Source organism: Nostocoides jenkinsii Ben 74 (assembly GCF_001046875.1).
Classification (GTDB): Bacteria; Actinomycetota; Actinomycetes; order Actinomycetales; family Dermatophilaceae; genus Nostocoides_A; species Nostocoides_A jenkinsii.
This window is the reverse complement of record NZ_HF571038.1, coordinates 2,514,182-2,527,648: the sequence shown is the minus strand read 5'-3', so window position 1 is coordinate 2,527,648 and position 13,467 is coordinate 2,514,182. Positions and strand designations below refer to the sequence as shown.

Genomic DNA, 13,467 nt, shown 5'->3' with positions numbered 1-13,467 from the left:
CCCCCGGCCTCGTGGCGGTCCTCCTCGCCACGAGCTGGGGCGGGACGACCTATGCGTGGGACTCGGGCGTCATCCTCGGTCTGTATGCCGCGGGCGCGGCCCTGCTCGCCGCCTTCGTCTGGGCGGAATCCCGGGCCGTGGAGCCGATCCTGCCGCTGCGCCTCTTCACAAACTCCGTCTTCACGATGTCCAACATCTCGGCCTTCGGAGTGGCAATGGTGATGTTCGGCTCGATCATCTACATCCCCGTCTTTGCCCAGGGAGTCGTCGGCGTCAATGCGACGAACTCGGGCCTGATCCTGTTGCCGCTGATGATCGGCCTCGTCGTCTGCGGGGTCCTCGCCGGGCTCATCATCACCCGCACCGGCCACTACAAGGCGATCATGCTCACCGGCGTCGGGCTCATGGCGACGGGCGTATGGCTGCTCACCCGCCTGACCGATCAGGCCACCTCCACCGAACTCACCCTGGCGATGGTGGTCCTGGGCGTTGGCCTGGGTCTGTGTATGCAGCAGTTCACCCTGCTCGTCCAAAACGTCTCGGCTCGAGCAGATCTCGGCATCGCCACTGCCTCGACCCAGTTCTTCCGCAATGTCGGCTCAACCGTCGGCATCGCGATTTTCGGCACGGTCATGACCTCGGGCCTGCACGCCGCCATTGCCAGCCACCTGCCGGCCGGTGCGGCCGAGAAGATGGCCGCCTCCGGGCAGGAAATCGGCGCAGGTTCGGTGCTCGACCCGTCCGTGATGGCGAAGTTGCCGCCCGCGGTCGCCGAGGCGGTGCGCCAAGGCTTGGCCGAGCGGTTGCACGAGGTCTTCGTGCTGGGGTTGCCGATCCTGGCCGTCGTCTTTGTCACAACCGCCCTGATCAAGTCCGTGCCGCTGCGCACCAGCAACCACGCGCCTGCCTCGGAGGAGGCCGGACATGAGCTGCTCGACGGCCTGTCTTCCTCGGCGTCCGAACCGGTCGACAAGGCCGAGGCGACCTCCCGGATGGCCGTCGCCTAGCGCTGACGGCACGCCCTCCGCGCGGGCAGGATGGGGAGATGATCGAGACGCCCGACGTTCTCGCCCAGGCCGCCGCGCTCGTTCTGGCGGACATCGAACGCACGACGCCCATTCGACTGGGGTTCACGGCATACCCCGCTGTGACCCGGTATCCCCGGGGTGCCAAGGTCACCCACGAGCCGGAGGGAAGGACCGAGGAACGCACGACGTCCCCGCCGCGCCTCGAGTTGCGCGGTGTGTTCGCCCTGGACGGGATTGAGCCGGAGTGGGCGCGGCACAACGGTGTGGTGCCGGGGTGGGACCGCGCGATCATGCGCGTCGTCAGCGACACGCCGCTAACGGTCGCCACCCAGCACATTGCCTATTCCATCCAGGAACTGGTCCAAGTCAATCTTGCTGCGACGCAACAAGATCCGACCTGGCCAGCGTGCCCGCTACATCCCGGCACCCATCCGCTGACCACCGAGCAGGTCATGGGTCGATGGGTATGCCCGACTGCCCTCCACCGAGGCAGCAGTTTCGGGTACGCCTGGCCCGGCATACCGATCGGGAGCCTAGGTGAGGCACGAGTGGCGCCGATCCTCGTGCGCCGCGCCCGCATCGGGGACGTCCAAGCGATCGTCGCGATGCTCGCCGACGATCCGCTGGGGGCCGAGCGGGAGCACGATGTCCTCGACGACGCCTACCTCGACGCTTTTCGGCGGATCGACAAGAACTGGCACGACCGGCTCGTCGTCGCCGAGATCGAGGACGAGATCGTCGCGACCCTGCAGATCACCTACCTGACGAGCCTCTCGCGGGGCGGTGCGATCCGGGCCCAGATCGAGGCCGTCCGGGTGGCGCGCGAAGCCCGGGGTCGAGGCGTGGGCGAAGCGTTGGTGAGCTGGGCGATTGGGGAGGCCGCGGCATACGGCTGCGCTCTGATCCAGCTCACCTCGGACAACACGCGCACGGACGCACACCGGTTCTATGCGCGGCTCGGGTTCGTCCCCAGCCACCTGGGGTTCAAGCTCGCGCTATGAGCGGCGTGGGCGCGATCAGCGACCGTTTCCGTCCATCATCATCGACATGTGGTGGCCCAGTTCGTGGTGCTCACCGCCGGTAGCCAGCGCGCCCGCCCCGAAGCCCACCGCCCCGATCGTTGCTGCCGCAACCCAGGTCGCGGGTCGGCGCCAGAACGGCTTGATGGCCCTGCCGTGGCTGGTCGTCGCCCGGGCCTCGGCGATGGTCTCGCGGACGGCGACGGTGACCCGGTGCCGGGCGAGGCGCTCCCGCCGCGTCGCAGGCGGTCCCGGTGCGTCCTGGACCTCGTCACGAACATACAAATGCGCGGGAAGGACGCCAGCGCCGTCGGGGAAGTCAACCGATGCCATGGCCTCAGTCTTGTGGCCGCGCCTGTGGTGAGCCTATGCCGCAGCTATGCCTGTCAAGAGTCGCGGTGCGCCCCCGACTAGCCTGGCGACCATGAGTGCCATCCCGGGAGTGAGCCAGATTTTCGATGCGGACCGATGGGACGGCATACCCGGATTTGAGGATCTGAGCGACCTGACCTATCACCGGGCCAAGGAGCACGGCACCGTCCGCATCGCCTTCGACCGCCCGGACGTGCTCAATGCCTTTCGGCCGCACACGGTCGATGAGTTGTTGCGGGTGTTGGAGCACGCGCGGACGTCGGCCGATGTTGGCTGCGTCTTGCTCACCGGCAACGGCCCGAGCGAGAAGAACGGCAAGTGGGCGTTCTGCACCGGCGGGGACCAGCGGATTCGTGGCCGCGCGGGGTACCAGTACGAGACCGAGCACGTCTCGACCTCGACCGGCTCCGCGGCGCCGAACCCGATCGATGCGGCCCGGCTGGGGCGGCTGCACATTCTGGAGTGCCAGCGGCTGATCCGGTTCATGCCCAAGGTCGTGATTTCGCTGGTCAACGGGTGGGCGGCGGGTGGGGGCCACTCCCTGCACGTCGTCTCGGACCTGACCCTGGCGAGCCTCGAACACGGGCGGTTTAAGCAGACCGACGCGGACGTGGGATCGTTCGACGGAGGGTTCGGCTCGGCATACCTCGCCCGGCAAGTGGGACAGAAGATCGCCCGGGAGATCTTTTTCCTCGGTCAGGAGTATTCCGCCGAGGACGGCGTGCGCATGGGGACGGTCAATCGCGCTGTCCCCCACGCCGAACTGGAGGCGACCGGGCTGGAATGGGGGCGGCTCATCAACGGCAAGAGCCCCACGGCGCAGCGGATGCTGAAGTATTCGTTCAACCTCATCGACGACGGCCTCGTGGGGCAGCAGCTGTTCGCGGGCGAGACCACCCGGCTTGCCTATATGACGGACGAGGCGCGAGAAGGTCGAGACCAGTTCCTGGAGAAGCGCGAGCCAGACTGGTCGCCCTACCCCTGGTACTACTGATCTGGGATGTTTGCGCAGGTCAGAGGCGGTTCAGGTCGTCAGATGTGGCTGGAGTGTGGCAAGAATCGTGAGCGAGGTGAGGTTGTGGCAGAAGTGAGGCACGAACGCCGCTATCTCCACCCGCGTCTCAGCCACGTCCTATCCGGGCTCGCGGGGTCGCCGATGCAGCAGGCTTTGGCTGATCGGGTCGCCGAGGTCGGTGCGTCGGGAGGACCACCGCCGACGGGTGAGGCCCTCCGCGAGGCGTTGGCGGCACACCTGTGGCTCCTGCAGCGCGCGGCCGCCCCCGAGGGTCTGCCGCTGACGACGGCAGGCTGGATGAAGCCCTCGACACTGACCGAGTTCATGGAGGTGCTGCCGACAGCGGCTGACTGGATTCACTCCGCTACGCGCGAGATCGACGTCCACATCGTCACCGACTTCCGAGCCACGTTGCAGAACTACCGACTGCTGGGGAAGTTCAAGAACTCGCTGCGGCTAACCGAGGCAGGCAAGGCGGCGCTGGCCGATTCCGTCGACCTGTGGACGTTCCTCGTCGAGCGCCTCGTGCCCGCTGATGACGACTTCACCGGGTCGGTCGGTGCGGTGGTCCTGGTTCACATGGTGACTTCGGGGGACCGGGTGGACATGGACGCCGTGGCTCGCACGATGGCCGATGCCGGCTGGAAGGACCGCGATGGCGTCGCAGCGACTGCCCGGGAACTCTGGCCGATCTACAACAGCCTGTGGACCGTTCTGGGGAACGTCGGGCCCCGCGAGCGCGAGCCGCACGGCAATCGGCGCGTCTCCGACGCCGCTCGCTCCATGGTGTGCGAGGCATTGTTCCTGGAACGCGCGCCCGAGCGATAGCGGCATGGATAGGTGGCAGGGGCTGACCGCTCGCGAGCGCTTCTGCCGCACGGGAAGCCGTTGTCCACTAGCGTTGTCGTGTGCCCACCAGAGACCACATCCTCAGCGAGTTGCGACGGATTGGCGCTGACCTTGGTAGGGCGCCGGGGAAGCGCGTCTTTGAGCGAGAGACCGGGATTCGCGAGTCCGACTGGGCCGGAAAGTACTGGGTGCGCTGGAGCGATGCAGTTGCCGAAGCGGGACTGTCGCCCAACGTCCTGAATCCCCGGCTCGATGATGCTGTTGTGGCTCAGGCACTGGCCACCGAGATTCGTCGTCTCGGCAGGGTGCCGATCATCAACGAACTCAAGATGCGATCCGCCGAAGATTCGGACTTCCCCAACGCCAAGACCTTCCAGCGCCAAGGGGGCAAGGCGGGCATGGTCGAGATGGTCCGCCAGTTCTGCCAGGCCGACCCTGGCAAGTGGGCTGACGTGCTTGGAATGCTTCCAGAACCTGCAGAGCCGCTGCCCGCTGCGATGGCGTCCGAGCCGGAGTTGGTGCGGGGCTACGTCTATCTCATCAAGTCCGGGAAGCGATTCAAGATCGGGCTGTCGACAGATGTGCAGCGCCGCCTTCTCCAGCTCAACACAGGCATGCCCGAAGCCGGTGAGTTGATTCACGTCATCACGACCGATGACCCAGCTGGGATCGAGTCCTACTGGCACCGGCGATTCGCCGCAAAGCGCGTCCGGCCCGATGCGGAGTGGTTCGACTTGAACGCGGATGATGTCCGCGCATTCCGGCCGCGCAGGTTCCAGTAGCGGGCCGCTATTGCCCGGACGAAGCTCCGGGCTGCGCCGGTCGATCCACGGATAGGACGGCAGCGGCCATTCCGGATGCGGCGGCTCGGGTCTTGTCCTCGGCGGTGGGCCACAGGTGGGTGTAGGTGCTAAGGGTGGTCGTGGCGGAGGCGTGGCCCATCGCGCGCTGGACGGTGACGACATCGCACCCGGCCGCGATGAGGCCGCTGGCGAAGTAGTGCCGTAGTTCGTGGAGCTTGAAGTTCAGGCCGGCGTCGGTGCGGGTGGAGCGCCAGCGGTAGTCGACGAGATTGTCGTGCCAAGGCTTGCCGCCTTCGCTGAACAACCAACGTGACGGCTCGCCGTCGGGGGTGTGCTGCCGGATGTGCTCAGCGAGGATCGCGACCAACTCGTCGGGCAGGTAGATCGTCCGCTCGGACTCGTACTTCGGTGGTCGGGTGAGCACTGTGATCCCGGCGACGGCTTCCACGAGGTTCTTGCCTGCCTTGATGTCGGCGGTCTTGGCGCGCTGAATCTGCCTCGTGACGCGCAGGGTGCGAGCGAGGAAGTCGATGTCGCCCACCTGCACACCCAGCGCCTCGCCACGGCGCAGGCCCGCGAACGCGCACAGCGCGACGAAGGCCGTGAATCCCGGCCTCGACTTCGGACGCCTCGGTGGCTCGGCCGCGTTGAGTAACAGCGCGACATCGGCGTTCGTCGGGATGCTCATCGCCGCTTCGTTCTTGCGCTTGCGAGGCAGCACGACTCCGACCGACGGATCACTCGGGATGAGCCGGTCGGCGACCGCCGCCCGGAACACGCTCCGAACGATGGTGAACCGCGTGTCGATGGTCGTCGGCGCGAGGTAGGACGTCATCTCCTTCACCCATGTCTCGACATGCGAGCGACGGATCGACCGCAGCGGCATGCCTCCGAAGGTCACCCCGGCGACGGCCATGTCGGCGTTCTCCCGTGTCGAGGACAGCCAGACCTGCCGGGTTGACCAGTCGGCATAGAACGCCGCGAACGTCGCCTTGCCGGCGGCGGGGTTCACCCAGTCGCCGCGAACGACCTTGGCCTCCTCGGTGGCGACCCATCGCTTGGCGTCGATCTGCCGCCGATGCGACTTCGTATGCTGCTTGCCAGCCTCATCGCGGTACGCGCCACGCCACGCTTGCCCTTGCTTCCAAACCCAGCCCATCGCACTATTCCTTCCGGGATACCTCCATGATGCGCTCGGGCACCGACATGGCCCGAGTCCCTTCAGTCGTGCCGCGAACGGTTGGCCTGCTCGGCACGCCAGAGGATGAGGTCGGTGCGCCAGTAGCGGACGTGCCGACCGAGGCGGAAGCTGTGGGGTCCGTCGCCGCAGTAGCGCCAGTAGCGCATGGTGGCGACCGGCACACGCAAGAGCGCGGCGGCTTCCTCGATGGAGAGCATCTCGTCGTGCTCGTGGTTGTCGTGGTTCATCGGTGCGGTGGTCATGGTTGCGCTCCTTGCTGGTCGATGAGGCCAAGCGGTCCTCAACCTCGTCAAGTAGGTGCGCACGTACTCCCTATCGATGTTCAGCGATAATCTGTTGTGGTGGAGGCGAAGACGGTGATCGAGCTAGCGCGGAGGCGTGCGGGTGCCTCGCAGCAGGAACTCGCGCTGTGGGCGAGGACGCAACAGTCATCGATCTCGGAGTACGAGTCACGCAAGAAGTCGCCCACCCTGGAGGTGGTCGAACGTCTGCTGGAGGTCATCGAGTTCGAGTTGGCGATCAAGCCGGTCATTGTTTTCGAGGACCGTGAGGACCCCGAGATCGGCAGGTACGTCGTTCCTGAGAAGTTGTGGTCGGTGCCGATGCCCGACTGTTTCAGCAAGATTCAGGTTGCCGGGGTCTTGTTGAAGTCCAAGCGCACCCGCGTGTGGGACCTGTCGGTCGAGGCCGAACGGATCAACTACTACGAGTGGGTCATCGTTCGTGGCCTTGAGGACCTGATGCTCGACTCCGTCGACGGCATCCTGCTCATGCAGGTGTGGGACCGCCTCAACATCCCCGACGTGATCCGCGCGGCGTGGCAGCCGGTTGTCGACGCGGCCACCGTCTCTCAGGACACGTCTCCGCGTGATCCTGCTGGGTTCAGCGCGTGGATCACCCAGGAAGTCGGCGTCGAGTGGAAGCCGATCCGCAAACGCAAACCCCGGCCTCAGAAACCGATCCCGCCGGACGACCGAGAATCGCCACTTAGCATCTGGCGACGGTACGGGTCGTCCGGAGGCTGACGACGCCTCTGGCTGCCGTAGCGGTCGACGGCGTCGAGGGCCTGCCGCTTGGCGTGGGCGGGGCCGAGGTCGGCGCGGTCGCGGCCGAACACCGCGACCCACTGCTTGCGGGCGTCCTCGACGGTCTCGGCGACCAGATGGGCGGTGTTGTCGTGCCTGCCGCGCGTCATGGCGACGTAGGCGGCGGCTGCTCCGGTGGTTTCGCCGATGGCGAGATGTGCTCGGTCTACGGTCTCGCCTTGTGCGCCGTGGACGGTGGTGGCGTAGGCGAGCTCAAGGAACTTGGCCGCGTACTCGGCCGGGATCACCCGGTCGTGTCCCTTGCCGCGCAAGACGAGGCCACCGTCGTCGTCGATGCGGGTGACGGTCCAGGTCTGACGGTTCGCCACCCCGAGGTCGGGATCGTTGCGGCGAGTGGCGACGCGGTCCCCGAGTCCGATCTGTTCGCCCCGTGCGGTGACCAGCGCGTCGTCCGAGACCGCTGCACCCTGACGCTGGTCGCGGATGGCGGCGTTCAGGCCGGCGACCTGTTCGCGCGTGTCGGCCACGACCAGATCACCGCTTGCGCCGGCTTCTGAGAGGGCGGCCTCGCGTTCGAGGTCGTTGGAGTGGACGACGATCTGTCCTCGCTGATGCAACGCGTCGAAGACGGCGTCGGGGTTGTCGCCCTTGCGCATCTTCAGACTCAGCGAGGCGTAGTCGGGATCGGTGAACCTGTGCACCTTCTCCAACGTCACGACCGCGGTCGGGTGCGCCCACGCGACCGCGTGGTCCAGGAGCCCGCCACGGCCTACGGCGGGGAGTTGGTGCCGGTCGCCCACCAAAGCGACGCGTGCGCCGGATTCGTCGGCGATGGTCAGCAGTGCGTGGGCGGTGTCTTGGTCGAGCATCCCTGCCTCGTCGACCAGCAGTAGGTCGCCACGACGCAACTGCGCGGCGGCAGCAGGTTGCGCGTCGGGCTTGCACGTCCAGTGCCCTTCGCCGTCCCACCGCCAGCCGTGCTGGTAGATCAGCCACGCAGCGGAGTGGCCCTCCGCACCCGTCTCGGCGGCAGCAACCTCGGCAGCCTTCAAGGTCGGTGTCACGACCAAGAGCCGATGCCCATAGGTTGCGAGCAACTCGTGGGTCGCCCGAAGTGCTGTCGTCTTGCCTGCACCTGCCGCGCCCTCAACGACTACGAGTTGTCCGCTGCCTGCCAGTGTGCCCACGACTGCCGACTGGCTCGGGTCGATACGCACCAGACCACGGCTTGTCGCACGAATCCGCTTGGCAGGCCGCTCCGCGCGCCGAGCAAGACGACGCAGGATGTCGTCCTCCACATCAAGCACCTGCTGCGAGGACAGGGCCCTGACGTGCTCGGGAACATCCTCCGGGGAGTTCAAAAGCGGCGTGCAGCGAGCAACCGCTCGGGCGGTGATGTCCTCGGCCAGTTCGATCCGCGCCGCCCGCTCAGCGACCACGTTGGCCTCCGCAATCAGGACCTCGACCGCGCCACGGATGTCGGCCACGTTCCATGCAGACCGCTTCGCCGACAGTTGAGCGAGCGCCCAATCCGCCGTGCCATCGCGGTTGATCCACGCCACCTGCGTCGACTCCAACACGACGGGCTCAGCCGCATCGCGGTAGCCGAGGTCCCGCAGCTCGGCGTTCCACCGCGCCACCAACTCAGCACCGCTGGCGGGAGCGACCTTGTCCGGGCGGGCGTCGGCCCACGCCCGCCGATCCCACACCTCCCGCAGCTTCGGCCCGGGCTCCTCACCGGGATGCTCGCGCCGCCACTCGGCCTCGTACCGGTCGATGTTCCGGTGGATCTGACTCGTCCTCGCGCTGAACGCACCGGCATACGGGGAAAGCTGCTCCACCTCACCCGAGGCAGCGTCCACAGTAAGGCCGTGAGTGGCGAGCGCGGCCCGGAACTCCGGGTCGGTGGCCACCGCAGCATGGCCGATGCCGTTGATCGCCTCGATCATGTCCCGCACCCCCACCGAGTGCAGACCCCGCCACTTCCCCTCCGCCCACACGCGGGCATTGATCTGAAGATGAAGATGCCGGTGCGGATCACCCGCCCGCGACGTGTAGTGCCGAATCACCGCCGCCTCGATCTGCTCGACCGGCACCTGCACCTGACGACCACGCGGCCCCACCCGCGTCGTCGCGTGCTGTGCCACCCACCCGACGATCTGCGTCGCCGCCCGGTCTTGGGCCGCGTCCAACGCATCCGACACATCCGGGTGCAAGGCCGCTGCGAGTGACCACGTCTTCGGCCCGTTGACGGTGACCTCCACGAACCGCAACGCGTTCGCGTCCTCACGGACCCGACCCTTCTTGACCCCGGTGTCCACGTCGATCCCAGCGACCCATGACTCGTAGCCATCCCCGTCGAGGTCCTCCAACCGGCCAACACTCTCGGGCGTCGCGACCAGCCGCTGCGCCAACCCGCTCCCCTCGGCGAGGTAGTAGTCGTCAGCACGCGAGTGATCGGACTCGACATAGGCGCGCGCCGCCTTCGCCGCGCCGCGATAGAACTTCACCCCGCCATGCATCCGATCACCTCGAAACCGGTGCCGGACGCGGCCTCAGCAACCATCAGCAACGTCCAACAACCACCCTGAAAATGACGCTCGGCCCGCCCAAGAGGGGCGGACCGTCTACGAACCTTCGTAGCATGCGTGCCGACTGATCTGAAGGCTTCAACAGCGACTTCGAGGCATGTCAGAACAGAAAGTTGAACAGCCAGCAACGACCAGTGATTCGAGGCTTCCCAGAGTTCTGTCGGCGCATCTCGATATCGTTGTCACGGTGAGCAGGCCGAGGGAGGTGACCGATGATCGACTGCCCCAGTTGCGGCGAAGATGAGGAGTTGCGCGGGGTCGCGCTCGGCGACGGTCGCAGACAGATCACCTATGAGAGCTGTGGTCACTCGTGGACCCGAGGGACATCGACCCGGATAGTCGCGTCGCCTGCCTCGTCGCGCAACATCACCCCGGCGACGTCAGCGTCATGCGGACCCCGGTGGGATGACGAGCCGGTTGTCGCCACCCTGAACCGCGAAGCACCGAACTTGGGAGCATCCGGCCCTGACGGTGTTCCCATGTCGTTCGTGCCGAGGCGGGAGCCGGTGTGGAATGTTGGTGATCCAGTCCAGACGAACCGAGTCTTCTCCTACGTCGTGGTTCACGACACGGGCTTCTCGCCGAACCCGTTCCACGGCCTCCTGACGCTGGCCTGCTGCAAGCCGCTGATCCGCAAGACCGCCAATGTCGGCGACATCATCGTCGGGCTGTCCAGCCGGAGCGAACGGGTCGTCTACGCGACGCAGGTCGCCGGGGTTATCTCGTTCGAGGAGTACTGGGCCGACCCGACGTACAGGTCGCGACGCCCGATCATCGACTCACCGCAGATCGTCTATCGCGCCGGCGACAACATCTACGAACCCGTAGCGGGCGGCTACCGCCAGTTGCCGTCGTTCCACTCCAACCGTGACGGGTCAGAGGACGCCGAGTTGAAGCGCACGGACCTCAGCGGCAACCACGTCCTGGTCTGCGAGCGCTTCACCTACTGGGGCCGAAGCGGACCCGCGCTACCCGAGGAACTCCAGTTCCTCGCCGTCGGCCGTGGCCATCGCTCCAACTTCAGCGCCGACCAGATCGACACCGTCGCCCGATGGTTCGCAGACCTCCCCGGCGGCGTATTGGGTGCGCCGGCGCAGTGGAAGGCTGGCGACCAGAGTTGGCGCGAGACGTGAAGCTGATCCTGAGCCGCAAGGCGTTCGATTCAGGCGCAGGCAAGGTCGCCAACCCCATCCTTGACGACGGCTCGTTGATCCCGATGCCGATTCCGGACAAGCAGTCACCGATCCGCTACGAAGACCTCACCGTCGCAGGCCAGAACCTCGGTAGGGTCGCGGTCGAACTGACCAACGGCCGGACGCGTGCCGACCACTTCGCACACCTCGACCCCGACCTGATCGAGTCCGCCTACCCACGCGAACCGGGGTGGCGGCCACTCTTCGGTCAGGTCGACGCTGCGCAGTCTGTCCTGGCCCGCGAAGAAGTCGGCCCTGGCGACCTGTTCCTGTTCTTCGGCTGGTTCCGACGTGCGACATCGTCCGGCGGGCGGCTTCGCTACGTGCCCGGCGCACCCGACTTGCACGTGATCTGGGGATGGATGCAGATCGGCACTGTCGTTCCGGTCGGAAGTGTCGAACATCCCTCCTGGATGAGTTACCACCCACACATCGCAAGCCCACGCGGACGGGGCAACACCGTCTACGTCGCGCGAGAGAACCTCGCCCTCGACGGGATCGACCTCGACCTTCCCGGAGCAGGCGTCTTCGACCTCTACGACGACCGCCTACGGCTCACGAAGAAGGGCAGTAACCGCTCGACTTGGGAGTTGCCATCGTGGTTCGCACCGAGCGACTCACGGCCGCCGCTCGGCTACCACGGCGACCCTGACCGCTGGCACGTTGACGGCGATCGCGTCGAACTCCAGAGCGCTGCGCGTGGCCAGGAGTTCGTTCTCGACACCGCCTGGTACCCAGAAGCGTTCGGTTGGCTTCGTGGCTTGCTGGACGCCGCGCAAGTGGCTGGAGACTTCGATGTGGAGGTTGGGCGTGACGGCACCTGACGACACCTCGTATCTGTGGACCGCGCCGGCTTCATATGCGGAGAACCAACACATCCGCGCGTGGTGGAGCCAGCCGCAGGACCAAGTGCTGGCGCGCCTCATCGAGCAATACGCCTGGCTGTACCCGTGGCACATCTCCGAAGCCATCGTTGCGGTCACCTCCGAAGATGTCATCGCCGCCTGGCGAGAGGAGGATCCTGTCTGCCAGCGGTACGCCTGGTACAACGTCCTGACGTACTTCGGCGTCGCACGGGCACGGACAACCGGCCTCGAACGTGCAATGCGGCCGCCGGCGACCCTGAACTGCCTTCGGTGCGACAAGTTCTTTCGCCAAGATCAAGTGGGAGCGTCCACGGCACGGAAACTCGGCAGCGTTAGCGATATCCGGTACTGCCAGGACTGGGCGGTGTCAAGGCGTCGTAGCAACGTGGGGTTGGCCGAGGAGGAGTCGTTCGAAGGATTCGCGGGGGGTGAGGTAGCCCAGGACGGCTCGGGGGCGTTCGTTGAGTTCTTCGGCGATGGAGTTCAGGTAGGGCTGATGGGCGGGGATGTTCTCGCCCTTGGGGATGTACTCACGGATCAGGCCGTTGGTGTTCTCGTTGCTGGGACGCTGCCAGGGGCTGTGTGGATCGGCGAAGTACACCGGCAGGTCGGTGGCGACGGTCAGCGCGGCGTGGCGGGCCATCTCGCTGCCTTGATCCCAAGTCAGCGAGGCGCGCATCATTTCGGGTAGGGCGTTGACGTGCTCGATCAGGACCTCGGCCAGGTCGTCGCTGGACTTGCCGTGATGCAGGGCCACGATCACGGTGTACCGGGACATCCGCTCGACCATGGTGGCTGCAGCGCTGGCGCCGTTCTTGCCGATGATCAGGTCGCCTTCCCAGTGCCCGGGTACCCTCCGCTCGGCGCTGCCGGGGTGTTCGTTCTCCCGGGCGGTGATGGGACGCATCCCCACGATCGGGGCCCCGCGCCTGCTCGATGAGCGGGGCTTTCGCTGGGTGCGCTTGGAGCGCAGGAAGACCCCGTGGCGGACCAGCTCGGCGCGGGGCATGGCGTAAATGAACTGGTAGATCGCCTCGTGCGAAGCCAGCAGGCCACCGGCCGGTAGGGAACCCTTCATGACCTCCACGGTGGCGTCCTCGGCCTCCAACTTCAACCGGCCGGCGATCTGACGGGGCGTGCGAGACTGCCGCAGATCGGCCAACACCCGCTGACCCAGCAGCGGATCGGCGGCCACCTTGCGCGGCTGCGGACGGGCGCGGCGCCGTTGGGCCCGCACGTCGGCGCTGACCACCCGATACCCACACGTCTTGGTGGAGTTCCGGGCAATCTCCCGGGTGATCACTGACCGATCCCGGCCCAGGTCACGCGCGATCCGCGCCGGGCTCCAGCCCGCCTTCAACCCAGCCGAAATCTCCGCCCGGTCCTTGATCGTCAACTGCCGTCTCGTGCCTGCCACCGGTCCAGCCTCCCAGCCTTCAGCCCCGATCCAGTGGAGGCTGTTGCTTGGACGCTATGACCCTGCC

13 protein-coding genes are annotated in these 13,467 nt (G+C 66.7%); 8 read left to right on the top strand and 5 right to left on the bottom strand.

Annotation, left to right across the window (positions count from 1 at the left end):
• The coding region (locus tag BN13_RS12040; protein WP_157038724.1) for an MFS transporter at positions 1 to 1,007 on the top strand (1,007 nt) is incomplete at its 5' end.
• A 38-nt stretch (positions 1,008 to 1,045) separates the two neighbouring features.
• Positions 1,046 to 2,029, top strand: coding sequence for a GNAT family N-acetyltransferase (locus BN13_RS20810; RefSeq protein WP_321162908.1), 984 nt, complete (start codon positions 1,046 to 1,048; stop codon positions 2,027 to 2,029).
• Between the two features lie 15 nt (positions 2,030 to 2,044).
• On the opposite strand, the gene BN13_RS12030 is transcribed toward BN13_RS20810, so the two are convergent.
• Positions 2,045 to 2,380 carry a hypothetical protein gene (locus BN13_RS12030; RefSeq protein ID WP_048547163.1) on the bottom strand — a complete coding sequence of 112 codons (336 nt, stop codon included), beginning with the start codon at positions 2,378 to 2,380 and terminating at the stop codon, positions 2,045 to 2,047.
• Positions 2,381 to 2,471: 91 nt separating this feature from the next.
• On the opposite strand from BN13_RS12030, the gene BN13_RS12025 reads away from it, so the two are divergent.
• The 3 genes from BN13_RS12025 to BN13_RS12015 all read left to right on the top strand — a co-directional run bounded on the left by BN13_RS12025 (position 2,472) and on the right by BN13_RS12015 (position 5,065).
• Entirely contained in the window at positions 2,472 to 3,413 is a 942-nt protein-coding gene (locus BN13_RS12025) for a 1,4-dihydroxy-2-naphthoyl-CoA synthase (protein WP_048547159.1), read from the top strand.
• Positions 3,414 to 3,497: 84 nt separating this feature from the next.
• Positions 3,498 to 4,262: a hypothetical protein gene (locus BN13_RS12020; protein ID WP_157038570.1), complete on the top strand. Its 765-nt coding sequence runs from the start codon at positions 3,498 to 3,500 to the stop codon at positions 4,260 to 4,262.
• Between the two features lie 80 nt (positions 4,263 to 4,342).
• Positions 4,343 to 5,065, top strand: coding sequence for a GIY-YIG nuclease family protein (locus tag BN13_RS12015; protein WP_157038569.1), 723 nt, complete (start codon positions 4,343 to 4,345; stop codon positions 5,063 to 5,065).
• Positions 5,066 to 5,072: 7 nt separating this feature from the next.
• On the opposite strand, the gene BN13_RS12010 is transcribed toward BN13_RS12015, so the two are convergent.
• Together BN13_RS12010 and BN13_RS12005 are read right to left on the bottom strand one after the other, a co-directional pair.
• Entirely contained in the window at positions 5,073 to 6,245 is a 1,173-nt protein-coding gene (locus tag BN13_RS12010; RefSeq protein WP_048547151.1) for a tyrosine-type recombinase/integrase, read from the bottom strand.
• Between the two features lie 62 nt (positions 6,246 to 6,307).
• Positions 6,308 to 6,529 carry a helix-turn-helix domain-containing protein gene (locus BN13_RS12005; protein WP_201329089.1) on the bottom strand — a complete coding sequence of 74 codons (222 nt, stop codon included), beginning with the start codon at positions 6,527 to 6,529 and terminating at the stop codon, positions 6,308 to 6,310.
• 99 nt (positions 6,530 to 6,628) lie between these two features.
• Between BN13_RS12005 and BN13_RS12000 the strand changes: the two genes are divergently transcribed.
• Entirely contained in the window at positions 6,629 to 7,312 is a 684-nt protein-coding gene (locus BN13_RS12000) for a helix-turn-helix domain-containing protein (RefSeq protein ID WP_162199954.1), read from the top strand.
• On the opposite strand, the gene mobF is transcribed toward BN13_RS12000, so the two are convergent.
• Entirely contained in the window at positions 7,237 to 9,855 is a 2,619-nt protein-coding gene (gene mobF, locus BN13_RS11995; protein WP_048547147.1) for a MobF family relaxase, read from the bottom strand. The two genes, BN13_RS12000 and mobF, sit on opposite strands and share 76 nt — an antisense overlap.
• Positions 9,856 to 10,403: 548 nt before the next feature.
• Here mobF and BN13_RS11990 point away from each other — a divergent pair.
• Positions 10,404 to 11,057: an Nmad2 family putative nucleotide modification protein gene (locus tag BN13_RS11990; RefSeq protein ID WP_157038568.1), complete on the top strand. Its 654-nt coding sequence runs from the start codon at positions 10,404 to 10,406 to the stop codon at positions 11,055 to 11,057.
• The gene (locus BN13_RS11985) at positions 11,054 to 11,941 is read left to right on the top strand and encodes an Nmad3 family putative nucleotide modification protein (protein ID WP_048547143.1); all 888 of its coding nucleotides are present in this window, start codon (positions 11,054 to 11,056) and stop codon (positions 11,939 to 11,941) included. The genes BN13_RS11990 and BN13_RS11985 overlap by 4 nt, the downstream gene beginning before the upstream one ends.
• 409 nt (positions 11,942 to 12,350) lie before the next feature.
• On the opposite strand, the gene BN13_RS11980 is transcribed toward BN13_RS11985, so the two are convergent.
• Complete coding sequence (locus BN13_RS11980) at positions 12,351 to 13,400, bottom strand: IS30 family transposase (RefSeq protein ID WP_235433932.1); 1,050 nt, start codon at positions 13,398 to 13,400, stop codon at positions 12,351 to 12,353.
• Positions 13,401 to 13,467 lie beyond the last annotated feature (67 nt).